This is a genomic window from Hwanghaeella sp. (assembly GCF_965227365.1).
Lineage (GTDB): Bacteria > Pseudomonadota > Alphaproteobacteria > UBA8366 > Aestuariispiraceae > Hwanghaeella.
This window is the reverse complement of record NZ_OZ245754.1, coordinates 471,817-485,983: the sequence shown is the minus strand read 5'-3', so window position 1 is coordinate 485,983 and position 14,167 is coordinate 471,817. Positions and strand designations below refer to the sequence as shown.

At 60.9% G+C, this 14,167-nt stretch carries 14 protein-coding genes; all 14 read left to right on the top strand.

From position 1 onward, the window contains the following. The first annotated feature begins 24 nt into the window (after window positions 1-24). The 14 genes from ACQK2G_RS02110 (at window position 25) to ychF (ending at window position 14,100) form a co-directional block, all read left to right on the top strand. On the top strand, window positions 25-909 hold the full coding sequence (locus ACQK2G_RS02110) for an HpcH/HpaI aldolase/citrate lyase family protein (RefSeq protein WP_425403363.1): 885 nt from the start codon (window positions 25-27) through the stop codon (window positions 907-909). A 74-nt stretch (window positions 910-983) separates the two neighbouring features. Further along, window positions 984-1,877 (top strand): DMT family transporter, encoded by an 894-nt coding sequence (locus tag ACQK2G_RS02105; RefSeq protein WP_425403362.1) that lies wholly within the window; start codon window positions 984-986, stop codon window positions 1,875-1,877. 79 nt (window positions 1,878-1,956) lie between these two features. Continuing rightward, a complete protein-coding gene (locus tag ACQK2G_RS02100; RefSeq protein ID WP_425403361.1) occupies window positions 1,957-2,988 on the top strand; it encodes a MaoC family dehydratase in 1,032 nt (343 codons plus the stop codon). A gap of 229 nt (window positions 2,989-3,217) precedes the next feature. Beyond that, window positions 3,218-4,177, top strand: a complete 960-nt coding sequence (locus ACQK2G_RS02095; protein ID WP_425403360.1) for an AEC family transporter — start codon at window positions 3,218-3,220, stop codon at window positions 4,175-4,177. Window positions 4,178-4,291: 114 nt separating this feature from the next. Further along, complete coding sequence (rfaD, locus tag ACQK2G_RS02090; protein ID WP_425403359.1) at window positions 4,292-5,275, top strand: ADP-glyceromanno-heptose 6-epimerase; 984 nt, start codon at window positions 4,292-4,294, stop codon at window positions 5,273-5,275. A gap of 6 nt (window positions 5,276-5,281) precedes the next feature. Further along, window positions 5,282-6,088, top strand: coding sequence for a prolipoprotein diacylglyceryl transferase (lgt, locus tag ACQK2G_RS02085; RefSeq protein WP_425403358.1), 807 nt, complete (start codon window positions 5,282-5,284; stop codon window positions 6,086-6,088). After that, a complete protein-coding gene (locus ACQK2G_RS02080) occupies window positions 6,085-7,176 on the top strand; it encodes a class I SAM-dependent methyltransferase (RefSeq protein ID WP_425403357.1) in 1,092 nt (363 codons plus the stop codon). Before lgt ends, ACQK2G_RS02080 begins: the two co-directional genes overlap by 4 nt. A 36-nt stretch (window positions 7,177-7,212) precedes the next feature. Beyond that, a complete protein-coding gene (gene pgeF / locus ACQK2G_RS02075; protein WP_425403356.1) occupies window positions 7,213-8,001 on the top strand; it encodes a peptidoglycan editing factor PgeF in 789 nt (262 codons plus the stop codon). Between the two features lie 32 nt (window positions 8,002-8,033). Then, window positions 8,034-9,188 (top strand): M24 family metallopeptidase, encoded by a 1,155-nt coding sequence (locus ACQK2G_RS02070; protein ID WP_425403355.1) that lies wholly within the window; start codon window positions 8,034-8,036, stop codon window positions 9,186-9,188. A 101-nt stretch (window positions 9,189-9,289) separates the two neighbouring features. Then, window positions 9,290-10,162 (top strand): hypothetical protein, encoded by an 873-nt coding sequence (locus tag ACQK2G_RS02065; RefSeq protein ID WP_425403354.1) that lies wholly within the window; start codon window positions 9,290-9,292, stop codon window positions 10,160-10,162. Between the two features lie 270 nt (window positions 10,163-10,432). Beyond that, window positions 10,433-11,365 (top strand): ribose-phosphate pyrophosphokinase, encoded by a 933-nt coding sequence (locus tag ACQK2G_RS02060; protein WP_425403353.1) that lies wholly within the window; start codon window positions 10,433-10,435, stop codon window positions 11,363-11,365. A gap of 200 nt (window positions 11,366-11,565) precedes the next feature. Beyond that, the gene (locus tag ACQK2G_RS02055; protein WP_425403352.1) at window positions 11,566-12,222 is read left to right on the top strand and encodes a 50S ribosomal protein L25/general stress protein Ctc; all 657 of its coding nucleotides are present in this window, start codon (window positions 11,566-11,568) and stop codon (window positions 12,220-12,222) included. Between the two features lie 9 nt (window positions 12,223-12,231). Then, window positions 12,232-12,987, top strand: a complete 756-nt coding sequence (pth, locus tag ACQK2G_RS02050) for an aminoacyl-tRNA hydrolase (protein ID WP_425403351.1) — start codon at window positions 12,232-12,234, stop codon at window positions 12,985-12,987. A 12-nt stretch (window positions 12,988-12,999) separates the two neighbouring features. Further along, the gene (ychF, locus tag ACQK2G_RS02045; protein ID WP_425403350.1) at window positions 13,000-14,100 is read left to right on the top strand and encodes a redox-regulated ATPase YchF; all 1,101 of its coding nucleotides are present in this window, start codon (window positions 13,000-13,002) and stop codon (window positions 14,098-14,100) included. Window positions 14,101-14,167: the final 67 nt, after the last annotated feature.

The following is a 14,167-nucleotide window of genomic DNA, read 5'->3' as shown; positions in this document are numbered from 1 at the left end:
AACCCGTTGAAATGGATTACAACCATGACAGCCGCCGCCCGTCCCCGCCGTTCCGTTCTGTACATGCCGGGGTCGAATACCCGCGCACTGGAGAAAGGCCGATCGCTCCCCGCGGATGCCCTTATCCTCGACCTGGAAGATGCGGTCGCACCGGATGCGAAGGCAGAGGCGCGCGCGAATATCAAGGCCGCCCTCTCGCAAGGGGGCTATGGCAAACGGGAAATCCTGGTGCGGGTTAACGGGCTCGATTCCCCCTGGGGCGCCGAGGACCTCGCCGCCATGGCGACCTCCGGTGCGGACGGCATCCTGTTGCCGAAGGTGGAGAGCGCTGATTCCGTGCTGACAGCGCAGAATATCCTCGACGACAATGGTGGCCCGGCGGACCTCGCGTTGTGGTGCATGATCGAGACCCCGCTCGGCGTCCTGCATGCGGAGGAAATCGGCAGATCGACACCGCGTCTGGGCGGCTTCGTGATGGGGACGTCCGACCTGGCGAAGGACCTGCACTGCCTGCACACGCCGGAACGCATGCCGTTCATGGCCAGCCTGAACATCGCCGTGCTGGTGGCGCGTGCCTTTGGGTTCGCCGTGCTCGACGGTGTCCATCTGGACCTGTCCGACGAAGCCGGTTTCGAGGCATCCTGCCGACAGGGGCTGGAACTCGGCTTCGACGGCAAGACGCTTATTCATCCCAAAACCATCGCCACCGCCAATGCCGTATTCGGCCCGACGGCCGCGGAAATCACTCAATCCTCAAAGATCATCGAAGCCTTCGAAACAGCGTCTGCCGCTGGTAAGGGTGTCGTCGTACTGGACGGAAAACTGGTTGAGAACCTGCATGTGGAGAATGCGAAACGCGTTCTGGCCCTTGCCGCGATGATCGAGGACTTGGAAGCCGATCAAACCTGAACATAGCAAAGAAGGTTCACGGGCCGGCACCGATCCTGCTGGATTCCAGTCTGGAATGCATGTAAAGCGCGGCAATGACAGACAACCTCAAAGGCGCGCTTTTCGTCATCGTTTCCTGCGGATTCATCGCCGCGACCTCCGCGCTTGCCAAGCAATTGGGACCGGAAAGCGGAGCGGGTCTGCATCCGCTGCAGGTGTCATTCGGGCGCTTCCTGTTCGGGTTTTTGACATTACTGCCCTTCGCCCTGGTCAAGAAGCCCTCCTTCGCCGGCACGAAATGGACATTGCATATCGCACGTTCGGTCTTCGGATGGGCTGGTGTTTCGGGCATGTTCGCCGCGGTCGCGCTGATGCCGCTGGCAGACGCAACGGCAATCAGTTTCCTCAGCCCATTCTTCACCATGGTCCTTGCCATTCTCTTCCTGGGAGAACGCGCCGGCATCTGGCGATGGGGCGCCGCTGCGGTGGCATTCACGGGCGTCCTGATACTGACCCGGCCGGGCACGGATTCCTTTCAACCAACCGCGTTGATCGCCCTGATGGCCGCGATGTTCATGGGGACGGAACTGGCGTTGATCAAAAGATTGACCGGCACTGAACCCTTGCTCCGCATCCTACTGATCAACAACTTTACCGGAACCGTGGTGGCCGGATGCGCTGCATTTTTCTTTTGGGAACCGGTCAACGCGGTGCAATGGGCAATGCTGGCTTCCATCGGCGCGATCATGGTGACCGCGCAATCCTTTTTCGTGCGCGGGATGAGACTGGGGGAGGCCAATTACGTCGCCCCCTTCATGTACACCACGCTGCTTTACGCCGCTCTATACGGCGCCGTATTCTTCGGCGAAGTGCCGCCCAATACGACATTTGCCGGCGCCGCCCTTATCCTGGCGGGGGGCGCCATCCTGGGCTGGCGCGAAAGACGGGCCGCCGCAATCACCAGCCCGCCACCCGCTGCCGGCCGCTGAATCAATCCATCGATTCCGGCGCTGTCGCTGATATACTCCCTGTTGAGCCGACACAGAACGGCCGATCTGGGAGGAAGCCATGAACAAGACGCAGGAAGGCCGTTTTTTCGAGGATTTCACGCTAGGCGAGGAGATCGAGCACGCCCTGCCCCGCACCCTGACCGAAGGCGATTCCGCTTTGTACCAAGCCCTGACCGGGTCGCGCTTCGCCATTCAATCCTCCGAGACTTTTGCGCGACGCGCCGGCTACGACCGGATGCCGTTGGACGATATCCTGGTTTTCAACGTCGTCCTCGGCAAAAGCGTTCCCGATATTTCCCTGAACGCGGTTGCCAATCTCGGATATGCGGAATGTGATTTCCTGCGGCAGGTCTATATCGGGGAAACGCTGAGTGCCCGATCGACCGTCATCGGTTTGAAGGAAAACTCAGACAAGGAAACCGGCACCGTCTATGTCCGCACCGAAGGACTGGACCACAGGCAGGTTCCGATACTGACCTTCGTACGTTGGGTGATGATCCCGAAGCGGGACCCCAAGTCCAAAGCACCGCCTGCAGTCGTCCCGGACCTCGCCCCGTCCGTCGAACGGCTGACGATCCCGCGTCATAGGCTGAACCGGAACTGGGATGCGAAGATTTCCGGATCGCCCTATTACTGGGAGGACTACACCAAGGGTGAGAAGATCGATCACCGTGACGGCTTCACCATCGAAGAGGCCGAGCACATGCTCGCAACCCGCCTGTATCAGAATACAACACGTGTGCATTTCGACGCCCATTTGGCCATGAGCACCCGGTTTGGCAAACGAGTGGTTTATGGCGGGCATGTCATCAGCATCGCCAGGGCTCTGAGTTTCAACGGGTTGGGCAATGGCTGCATCATTTCCGCGATCAACGGCGGCAGTCACACCGCGCCAACCTTCGCCGGCGACACCCTGTATGCCTGGTCGGAAGTCCTGGCCGCCCAATCGTTGGAAAACCGAAAGGACATTGGGGCCCTCCGGCTGCGGACCCGCGTGATCAAGAACCAGCCTGCTTCCGATTTTCCGACCGGCGGCAAGGACGTCGTCTTGGATCTGGACTACTCGGTGCTGTTGCCGAAACGACCATAGACAAGGTCGGCCCGCAGCCACTGCCCCGCGCCCATGCTTCCACACCAAGTCGTGAAACCGCCGCCCTCCGATTTCGAGTGACGGAAGGGCGGATCGAATAGAAATACTCTATTTCCGGTACTCCGTTGCGATTCCCTGCTTCCGTCATCGCCATCCCGTCCCGTTCCGGGTTAAGGTCCTCGACCACCGCCTATTGTCCGCAAATGCAGCACATCACAACAACGGTCAAATGACAGCTCTGCTAGCGCCCATACTGTCCGCGATCTTTCCCATTTTCGCCGTCGTGGTTTTGGGTTCCACCCTGCGCCGCAGCGGCTTTCTGGCGCAGACGTTTTGGGACGGATTGGACAAAGCGATCTTCTGGATCCTTTTCCCCTGTCTGCTTTTCTCCGTAACCGGCCAGGCGAATCTGAGCGGGCCCGATACGGTTAACATGGCCATTGTCCTGGTGCTTTCCACATTGGGGACGGCCCTGTTGGCTCGGTTAAGCAAGCCGCTGACCGGCCTGCCCGAGCGATCCTTTGTCGCGGTTTATCAAAGCGCATTCCGCATGAACGCCTATGTCGGACTGGCCGCAAGCGCCTCGCTGCTGGGCACCACCGGATCGGCCTTCGCGGCAATCGCCGTCGCCATCGTCGCCCCCTTGATCAACACATTGGGCGTCATTGCCCTGGCGGGAATGAACGGCCGGGCGAGCGGCTCACGCCCATCGGCTCTGAGCCTGGCGCGCAGCATTGTCACGAATCCCCTGATACTCTCGACCTTGGCAGGCGCCGTCGTAAACCTGCTCGGCCTGCCCTTGCCCGATGCTCTATGGGATACAACCGGCGTCATCGGTAAGGCTGCCCTGCCCATGGCGTTGCTCAGTGTCGGTGCGGGGTTGCGCCTGCGCGCCTTGAAATCGGCGGGATGGCCGGTCGGGATCGGCGCTTTCCTGAAATTGATCGCGGCCCCGGTCATCACCATAGCGGCCGCATTGGCGCTTGGATTCTCCGGGCCGGCGGCGCTGGTCGCCGTAATTTTCACAGCGCCGCCCGCCAGTGTCAGTTCCTATCAGATGACCAAGGCTATGGGCGGCGACGCCGACCTGATGGCAGCCTCCATCACGGTGCAGACGGTCGCGGCGGCATTGACCATGACGTTGGTCCTGCTTTATGCGACGTCGCTGTTCCTGCCCCAGGGTCTGTAACACCGATGTCATCGGGCGGATCCGGCATGCGCGTTGCCGGTTTGGCCGGTCGACCTTATAACGGCAGCGTCCTTCGGGGCTGTTTTGAAACATCGGACAATTGGGACCGTCGGTATGATCTTGGTTACAGGTGGCGCGGGTTTCATCGGATCGAACCTGGTCGCGGGACTGGCGGCAGCAGGCCTAGGCCCCGTTGCGGTCTGCGATGTCTTTGGTCATGACGCGAAATGGAAGAACCTGGCGAAACATCCTGTCCATGAAGTCGTCGCACCCGAAGACCTTCCGACTTTCCTGCAGCGGGAAGGCTCGACGTTAACAGCCGTTTTCCACATGGGCGCGATTTCCGCGACCACGGAAACGGATGTCGACCTGATCATGCGCACCAACCTGACTTTGAGCCAGTCGCTTTGGCGTTTCTGCTCAGCAACGGGATGCCCGATGATTTACGCATCCTCCGCCGCAACCTATGGCGACGGATCGCAGGGGTTTGCGGACGACAATGACGCTGACGTGCTGGCTGGTCTACGCCCGCTGAACCCTTATGGCTGGTCCAAGAAACTGTTCGACGATTTCGCCGTCGCCGAGGCCGCGAACGGCAGCGCACCGCCTTTCTGGGCCGGATTGAAGTTCTTCAACGTCTATGGCCCGAACGAGTATCACAAGGGCGGACAGCGATCGGTCGCGCATCAGCTGTTCGAACAGATCCGCGACAACGGTCAGGTAAACCTCTTCAAATCCCACCACCCGGACTACGAAGACGGCGGACAATTGCGTGACTTCGTGCATGTCGACGATTGCGTGAAATTGATGATCTGGCTGCTGCGGGAGCGTCCGAAGAGCGGCGTTTACAATTGCGGCACCGGCAAGGCCCGCAGCTTCAAGGACTTGGCGCTCGCCGCTTTTGCCGCCATGGGCAAACAGGCCAAGATCGACTTCGTCGACACACCGGAAGCGATCCGGCGCCATTATCAATATTTCACGGAAGCAGATATGACCCGCGTTCGCGCGGCCGGCTATGATGCCAATGTGATGAGCCTGGAAGACGGCGTCGCCAGCTACATCAGGGACTTCCTGGCAACCGAAGATCCGTACCGGTAACCCCGCATGCCCTTCCCCGACATAAGCCCCATCGCCCTGGAATTGGGCCCGATCGTCATCCGCTGGTATGCATTGGCCTATCTGGCGGGGATTGTCATCGGCTGGCGCTATTGCATGGCGATGGCGAAGCGTCTTCCAACAGGTGTCGGCGCGAACGACATGGACGATTTCATGGTTTGGGCCGTGGTCGGCATCATCCTTGGCGGTCGTCTGGGTCAGGTCATCTTCTATCACCCCAGCTATTTCCTGCAGCACCCGCTCGAAATCTTCATGATCTGGCAGGGCGGCATGGCCTTTCACGGCGGGCTGTTGGGTGTCATCGCCGCAATGGTCATTTATACCAGACGCCGCAACATTCCCTTCTTCGCCTTCACCGACCTGATCGCGCTTGCGGCGCCGATCGGCATTTTCTTCGGCCGCGTTGCGAATTTCATCAACCAGGAGCATTTCGGACGCCCGGCCGAAGTCTCCTGGGCGATCATTTTCCAGACGGACCCCCTTCAGGTTCCCCGCCACCCCAGCCAGCTATACGAAGCGGCACTGGAAGGCCTGATCCTTTATCTGATCCTGGCCGCGATCGCACACGGCACCAGGACTTTGTACCGGCCGGGTATTCTGACGGGCATCTTCATGATCGGGTATTCCGTAGCCCGGATCATCAGCGAATTCTTCCGTGAACCGGAAGTCTTCGTCGACGCCCTGCCCTTCGCCACGACCTGGGGACAATGGCTGTCGCTGCCGATGCTGGCCGTCGGGCTCTATGTTCTGCGCCTGGGACAAAAGCGGGAGCAGGTATCGACCTCCTCGACATGACGCCGCTGGAAGAACATCTGAAACGGCGCATCGCGCTGGACGGTCCGCTCACCATCGCGGATTTCATGGCGGAAGCCCTCGGCCATCCCCAATTCGGATACTACCGCACCCGCGACCCACTGGGCGCGGCCGGAGATTTCACAACGGCGCCGGAGATCAGCCAGGTCTTCGGTGAGCTGATCGGGCTGTGGCTGGCGGAGATGTGGCGGCTGCACGGCATGTCTACCGGCGTTCGCCTGGTTGAACTCGGCCCCGGCCGCGGCACCTTGATGGCCGACCTGCTGCGGGCCGCGTCGCGGATGCCCGGATTTCTGGACGCCGTCTCCGTCCATATGGTGGAAACGAGTCCGGCCTTACGCAACGAGCAGGGGAAGGCACTCGCGCCCCATCCCAACGTGGCATGGCATGACAGCCTGGCGGAGGTGCCGGAGGGGCAGTTGCTGCTGGTCGCCAATGAGTTTCTCGACGCATTGCCGATCCATCAACTGGTCCGCACCGAGACAGGATGGCGCGAGAAACTGGTGGTGTGGGACGACGGTGCGGATCGCCCGGCCTTCGGCTTGTCCCCGGGGGCGAGCCCTGTCGAAACCCTGCTGGCGGAGGAGATTCGAAGCGGCGCCGATATCGGCGCGGTGGCGGAGGTTTCACCCGCTTCGCTCTCCGTCACGGCGGAGATCGCCAGGCGGCTCCAAACAGGTATCGCGGCCTTGATTATCGATTACGGATATCGCAACAGCGCCGTCGGCGACACGCTGCAGGCGGTGAAAGCCCATGACTATGCACCCGTTCTGGTAAATATCGGGGAAGCCGACCTCACCGCGCATGTGGACTTCGGCGCGATCGGGCGCGCCGCCGCCGGGGCCGGGGCGGCCGTCCATGGGCCCGTCACCCAGCGCGATTTCATGATCGACCTGGGCGCCCTGCACCGCCGCGACGCCTTGCTGACACGGGCGACGCCGCAGCAGGCAAAGGCGATCAAATCCGGCGTACAACGGTTGATCGATCCCAAGGAAATGGGCACGTTGTTCAAAGTGATGGCCTTCACCGCAAGCGGCGGCACGGCAATCGACCCGCCGCCGGGTTTCTAACGGTCCACCAGAAATATCGGACGGAAGACCGCAAGCATGAGCGACAAGATACCCACGCCCATTACCGACCGCGACCTGTCCTCCCTGCGCGGGATACGGCACGGTTTTTTCACACGGAATGGCGGTGTCAGCGGCGGCCTCTACGGTTCTCTGAATATCGGTTTCGGATCGGATGACGCGAAACAGGCGGTCGCCGAGAATCGCCGCCGGACGATGGAATCCCTGAACCTGCCCGAGACGTCATTGACCACGATCTATCAAGTCCATGGCGCCACCGCGGTTCATGCCGCGACATCCTGGGCGCATGCGGATGCACCGAAAGCCGATGGGCTCGCCACGAGCACCTCTGGCGTGGCGCTGGGCATCGCGACGGCCGACTGCGCCCCGGTTCTTTTCGCCGATGAAAAGGCCGGCGTGATCGGGGCATGCCACGCGGGATGGAAAGGCGCCCATGCGGGCATCACGGACGCGACGATCGCCGCCATGGAAGATCTCGGCGCCGACCGGCAGCACATCATTGCCGTCATCGGCCCTTGCATCGCCCAACCGTCCTATGAGGTCGGGTCGGAATTCCGGGCGTCCTTCCTGGAACTCGACCCCGCCTATGACCGCTTTTTCATACCAGGATCGCGGCCGGAAAAATTTCAGTTCGACCTGCCGGGTTTCGTGAAAACCAAGCTGGAGGATGCCGGGGTCGCGCAGGCGGGTTGGCTGGGACGCGATACGAAGGACGAAGAGACCGAATTTTTCAGCTACCGTCGGACGACCCTTAACGGCGAGAAGGATTACGGACGCTTGTTATCCACCATCGCTCTTGCCGACTAGGCCGGCGGAAAAAAAGAGACGGGAGATTCTCGATGGCACTTCACTTCAGCGAACAGGAACTGTCCGACCGCAGGGCGAAGGCCTGCGCCGCCATGCAGGAACAAGATCTGGACGGCCTGCTGATCACCCGTCAGGAAAGCATGTTCTACCTGACCGGTTACGACACATTCGGATATGTCTATTTCCAATGTCTTTATCTGGGGGCGGACGGCGACTATTTCCTGCTGACACGCGCGCCCGACCTGCGTCAGGCACGGCATACCAGCACAATCGAAGAAGTGCATGTCTGGAAGGATGTCGAGGGGGCCGAACCACATCGTGAATTGCGCGACCTGTTGCATCAGCGCGGCCTCGCCGGGAAACACTTGGGCGTCGAATATGAAAGCTACGGCCTGACCGCCGCCAGCGGCAAAAAACTGGATGCGGCCCTGGACGGGTTCGTCACCTTGTCCGATGCCTCGATGCTGGTCACCCGCCTGCGCCTGATCAAGAGCGCCACCGAACTGGAATACGTGCGCAAGGCCGGGGAGCTCGGCGATCACGCGCTGGCGGAGGCTCACCGCCTGGCGCGTCCCGGCGCGGACGAGGGCGAGATCCTGGCGGCGATGCAGGCGGCCGTCTTCGCCGGCGGCGGCGACTATCCGGGCAACGAGTTCATCATCGGATCCGGCAACGACGCCCTGTTATGCCGCTATAAGTCCGGCCGGCGTATCCTGGACGACGTGGATCAGTTGAACCTGGAATTCGCGGGCGCCTATCGCCACTATCACGCCGCCCTGTTCCGCACCATCCCGATCGGCAAGGCGCATCCGCTTCACATCGAATATCACAAGGCCGCGCATGACGCGCTGCTGGCCTGTGAAGAAGCGCTGACCCCCGGCCAAACCGCCGGCGATGTGTTCGACGCCCATGCCCGCATCTTGGACGCGGCCGGCTTGGCCGATCACCGGATGAATGCCTGCGGCTATTCCTTGGGGACGACCTTCTCCCCGAACTGGATGGACTGGCCGATGTTGTATCACGGCAATCCGGTGGAAATGCGACCCGGCATGGTCTTCTTCATCCATATCATCATTTTCAATTCCGAAGCCGGTATCGCTCAATGTCTGGGGCGCACTTCCATCGTGACGGAAACGGGCGCGGAATCGCTTTCGACCGCGGGCCTGGACCTCTTCATCGGCGAATAGGCGGAGTCCCCCTCGAATGCCCTGGCTTCTCCAATTGATGGCGCTCACCCTGCTGGCGATGCTTGCGGGATGCATCATGCTCGGGTTTTCCGGGGGCTGACATGCAGAGGCGTTCCGGTTTCCTGAGCGGCGTCCTGGCGGCCGCGATCGCGCTGCTGATTCTCTCAAGCTGCGGGCCGGTGCCGCAACCGTTCCGGCAGGACGCGGAAACAAAAGCCAGGACCACCCTGGCCCGCGCAACGATCACCAGCGGCATACGGATTCTGCCGGTCGCCGGCTTTTCGCCGGAACATGGCGCGGCCCTGAGCGAATATCTCGCTGACAATCTGCGGGACCTGGGCACCGTGGCCAGTACCAGTGATGCCCTGCGCAACGCCCATTTCCTGAGCCCCAATGCGATGACCGACGGAGACGGACTCGTGATCCGGTGGGATTTGTTCGATCCGGACGGCGTGCTGCGGGATACCGTCATTTCCGAAGCCCCGACGCTCGAAGAACTCGACGCCCTGCTGACCGGTCGAAACAAGTCCCTCAGAGAAATGATCGGTACAGTCGCTGCGCGGCTGCACACGACATTGAATCCCCGCGCTTCAAACCCGATCGTCGAACGAACCGCCTTTCTGGCGATCGGAACGATTTCCGGCGCGCCCGGCAACGGATCCGAGGATCTTTCCCGCGCCGCGACGGCGATCTTCGCCCGCTCGGGGATCGCCATGGCCAAGAACGGCGACGAACCCGACCTCGTCCTGAATGCCGAAATATCCTTGGTGCCGATCGATGAGAACAGCGAACATCTGACGCTCGCCTGGTCGATAGACACGCCCGAAGGCAGACAGGTCGGTAGGCTTGTTCAGGAAAGTGCGATACCGAAAGGCTCGCTGAACGGCCCATGGCGGGGTCTCGCCTATGATGCGATTCTCGGCCTGGTCGACGCCGTTCACGAGGTTCAGACCGCCTTCAAGCAGGGCGCCTGACCCCGGCCCAACGGAATTATTTGTCATAAAGGCAACAGGATACCGCCAGAGTGTCATACAGGTGTCGCTCAATCGTTTACAGCCCGGGGTGCCCTTGTTATAGAACTCCCGGGCCGAAGGAGTGTGCGATGCACACTGCGGCGGGATCCGGTCTTCGGAAGGTACTGACGGCAACGCCTAACTCGATAAAAAGAAATGCCCGATGCACTCTTCCGGAAAGGTCACAAGTTTAACGTCACAGACTGATTGGTCACGGGCTCTGACGGCACCATGAAAATTCTTTCCGGCAACTCGAACAGGCCGCTTGCCGAGGCCATTTCCGCTTATCTGCAGGTTCCCCTCACGAAGGCGGCGATCCGCCGTTTCTCCGACATGGAGATCTTCGTGGAGATCCAGGAGAATGTCCGCGGCGAGGATGTATTCGTCATCCAATCGACGAACTATCCCTGCAACGACAACCTGATGGAACTGCTGATCATGATCGACGCGCTGCGTCGGGCATCGGCGCGACGCATCACGGCGGTCATCCCTTATTTCGGATATGCCCGGCAGGACCGAAAGACCGGCCCACGGACACCGATTTCAGCCAAGCTGGTGGCAAATCTGATCGAAACGGCGGGTGCCAACCGCGTGTTGACGATCGATCTGCACGCGGGGCAGATACAGGGCTTCTTCGACGTCCCCACGGACAACCTTTTCGCCCTGCCGGTCCTGCACACGGACCTGTCCAAGAATCTCAGCAACGGCAACACAGTCGTCGTTTCGCCGGATGTCGGCGGCGTCGTACGCGCGCGGGCGCTGGCCAAGCGGTTGGACGCGGAACTGGCCATCATCGACAAGCGCCGCGAACGCGCGGGCGTTTCCGAGGTAATGCACATCATCGGTGATGCCAAGGGCAAGGATTGCGTCCTCATCGACGATATCGTCGATAGTGCGGGCACCTTGTGCAATGCGGCTGTCGCCTTGATGGAGGCAGGCGCGAAATCCGTTCAGGCCTATGTCACGCACGGAGTTCTTTCCGGCGGGGCCGTCGCCCGTGTTTCAGCCTCTCCGATGAGTTCTCTGGTGGTGACCGACAGTATCATGGCGACGGAAGCTGTCCGCGTCAGCGACACGGTACGCCAGGTTTCCATCGCGCCGCTGCTGGCTGAGGCGATCCACAGGATCTCCGAAGAACGGTCGGTCTCCAGTCTGTTCGACTAGACCGACGCGAATTGGGCGCCGGAAGTCCCGCGCAACGCTTGTTTTACGCGGTGTCCCGGCAAATCCGGGTTTGACTTCGCGCCCTGCCCGGCATAAAGAAGCGCCGCTTTCACAGAATACTGTGACACAAGCGCCCCCGGCACCCCTGGAGGCCGGCGGGTTATTCCGCATTGGATAGCCAACGCTTGAAGGAGTTTATCATGGCTGATGCGCACACGATTCCCGCGAAAACGCGGGACCGGGCCGGTAAGGGGGCAGCCCGGGCCGTCCGTCGCGAAGGGCTGGTGCCCTGCGTCGTTTACGGCGAAAACAAAGATCCCCTGTCGATTTCGATCGATCCCCGCGTGATTATGAAGGGCCTGGAACAGGGTCACTTCTTCAACACGATTTACTCGATCGACGTCGAAGGCGGCGCCAACGAACGCGCTTTGCCGCGTGACGTTCAGTTCCACCCGGTTTCGGATGCTCCGTTGCATGTGGATTTCCTGCGCGTCGGCCGCAACACCCGGATCAGTGTTATGATCCCGGTTGTCTTCGCGAACGAAGAAGACTGCCCGGCCCTTAACGAAGGCGGTCAGCTCGCTATCAACCGGCACGAGGTTGAAGTGAACTGTTCGGCCAACGCGATTCCGGAAGAGCTGGTTGCGGACCTTGCCGGCCTGCAGATCGGCGATACGATCCGTATCTCCAGCATCTCGTTGCCGGACGGTGTCGAACCGACCATCACCGATCGTGACTTCGTCATTGCGAACCTGCAGGCCGCGACCATCGCGGAACCGGTAGAGGCGGAAGAAGACGAAGAGGGCGCGGAAGAAGCTGCGGAAGAAGAATCCGCAGACGAGGGGACGGAGGAGTAACCCTCTCCCATGCTACTCATCGTCGGACTCGGCAATCCGGGACCGAAATACGAACGAAACCGGCACAATGTCGGCTTCATGGCGGTGGACGAGATCGTCCGCCGCCATTCGTTTGGTCCGTGGCGTGCCCGGTTTCAGGGACAGGTATCCGAGGGCCAGATCGGCGGTCGGAAGGTCATGATCCTGAAGCCGATGACCTTCATGAACGAAAGCGGCCGGGCGGTCGGCGAAGCCGCCCGTTTTTTCAAGCTTGCCGCCGAGGACATCTGGGTCTTCTACGATGAACTGGACCTTGCCGCGGCGAAGTTGAAGGTCAAGCAAGGCGGCGGCCATGCCGGCCATAACGGCCTGCGCAGCATCGACGCACATCTCGCCAAGGACCTCGGCAAAGATTATTGGCGGGTCCGCATGGGCATCGGCCATCCGGGCGACAAGGCGAAAGTGCATGGCCACGTGCTGGGCGATTTTTCCAAAGCCGAATGGCCGGCGACGGAAAAACTGATCGACGCCATGGCCGACGCCTTCCCGACATTGGTTGAACGCGGGTATTCGGACTTCATGTCGAAGGTTTCGCTGATTCTGAAGCCGCCCCGCCAGGCCGACAAAGCAGAAGCCCACCCACAAGACAAGGACGCCCCGGCGGATCGGCAGCAGCAAGCGCCCGCCACCGTCAAAGGGTCTGAACAGGACGACAAAAACAGGATCGACTCGGCCCTGGCGCAAGCGATGGCGAAAGTCGGACTGGGTCGAGAAAACAAGGATTAAGGAGAAGTCCCGATGGGATTCAATTGCGGCATAGTCGGGCTTCCAAATGTCGGCAAGTCGACCCTTTTCAATGCGCTCACCGCCACCCAGGCGGCCGAGTCGGCGAATTATCCGTTTTGCACGATCGAGCCCAATGTTGGCCGCGTTGCCGTGCCGGACCCCCGCCTCGACACCCTCGCGAAGCTGGCGAAGTCGGCCAAGATCATTCCGACGCAGCTTGAATTCGTCGATATCGCCGGTCTGGTGAAAGGTGCGTCCAAAGGCGAAGGTCTGGGCAACCAGTTCCTCGGTAACATCCGCAGTGTCGACGCCATCGTCCATGTCCTGCGTTGCTTCGATAGCGACGACATCACCCATGTGGAAGGAAGCGTCGACCCGATCCGGGACGCCGAAACCGTCGAGACGGAACTGATGCTCGCCGACATGGAAGCCATGGAGAAAAGGCTCACGGATCGGGAAAAGCGCGCGAAGGGCGGCGACAAGCAAGCAAAGGCCGAAGTGGAAGTCATCAACGCGGTGTTGGACGTCCTACGCAACGGCAAGCCCGCCAGAATCGCGGAAATCTCGAAAGAGCAGGGCCCGATCTATCGGAGTTTTCAGCTGCTGACGGCAAAACCCGTCCTCTATGTCTGCAATGTCAGTGAGGATGAGGCCTCTACCGGAAATCAGCATACCGAACGTGTGGCGGAAAAGGCTGCGGCGGAAGGCGCGCAAATCGTCATCATCTCAGCCGCGATCGAAGCGGAAATCGCGCAACTGGGGTCGCCGGAAGAGAAAGCCGAGTTCCTGGAAAGCATCGGATTGGAAGAAACCGGCTTGGCCCAGGTGATACGCGCCGGATATGCGCTTCTGGAACAAATCACGTTCTTTACCATCGGGCCGAAAGAAGCCCGCGCTTGGACCGTGAAAGAAGGTTCGACGGCCCCCCAAGCAGCCGGCGAGATTCATACCGACTTCGAACGCGGCTTCATCGCGGCGGAAACGATCGCCTGTGACGACTATATCGCCTGTGGCGGGGAAAACGGTGCCAAGGAAGCCGGGAAAATGCGCCTTGAGGGGCGTGATTATCTCGCGAAGGACGGCGACATCTTCATGTTCCGTTTCAACGTCTGACGGCGCCTCGGTACAACTGGCCCAAATCAACAGGCCTGTCTCGACAAGTCCGGGTCGGCGAATCACG

Excerpts from the sequence above, each read along its gene's own strand:
- lgt (WP_425403358.1), top strand. The coding sequence starts at position 5,282 with ATGCCCTTCCCCGACATAAGCCCCATCGCCCTGGAATTGGGCCCGATC.
- ychF (WP_425403350.1), top strand. The coding sequence starts at position 13,000 with ATGGGATTCAATTGCGGCATAGTCGGGCTTCCAAATGTCGGCAAGTCG.
- pgeF (WP_425403356.1), top strand. The coding sequence starts at position 7,213 with ATGAGCGACAAGATACCCACGCCCATTACCGACCGCGACCTGTCCTCC.
- ACQK2G_RS02065 (WP_425403354.1), top strand. The coding sequence starts at position 9,290 with ATGCAGAGGCGTTCCGGTTTCCTGAGCGGCGTCCTGGCGGCCGCGATC.
- ACQK2G_RS02095 (WP_425403360.1), top strand. The coding sequence starts at position 3,218 with ATGACAGCTCTGCTAGCGCCCATACTGTCCGCGATCTTTCCCATTTTC.
- ACQK2G_RS02060 (WP_425403353.1), top strand. The coding sequence starts at position 10,433 with ATGAAAATTCTTTCCGGCAACTCGAACAGGCCGCTTGCCGAGGCCATT.
- ACQK2G_RS02105 (WP_425403362.1), top strand. The coding sequence starts at position 984 with ATGACAGACAACCTCAAAGGCGCGCTTTTCGTCATCGTTTCCTGCGGA.
- ACQK2G_RS02100 (WP_425403361.1), top strand. The coding sequence starts at position 1,957 with ATGAACAAGACGCAGGAAGGCCGTTTTTTCGAGGATTTCACGCTAGGC.
- ACQK2G_RS02080 (WP_425403357.1), top strand. The coding sequence starts at position 6,085 with ATGACGCCGCTGGAAGAACATCTGAAACGGCGCATCGCGCTGGACGGT.
- ACQK2G_RS02055 (WP_425403352.1), top strand. The coding sequence starts at position 11,566 with ATGGCTGATGCGCACACGATTCCCGCGAAAACGCGGGACCGGGCCGGT.
- ACQK2G_RS02110 (WP_425403363.1), top strand. The coding sequence starts at position 25 with ATGACAGCCGCCGCCCGTCCCCGCCGTTCCGTTCTGTACATGCCGGGG.
- ACQK2G_RS02070 (WP_425403355.1), top strand. The coding sequence starts at position 8,034 with ATGGCACTTCACTTCAGCGAACAGGAACTGTCCGACCGCAGGGCGAAG.
- rfaD (WP_425403359.1), top strand. The coding sequence starts at position 4,292 with ATGATCTTGGTTACAGGTGGCGCGGGTTTCATCGGATCGAACCTGGTC.
- pth (WP_425403351.1), top strand. The coding sequence starts at position 12,232 with ATGCTACTCATCGTCGGACTCGGCAATCCGGGACCGAAATACGAACGA.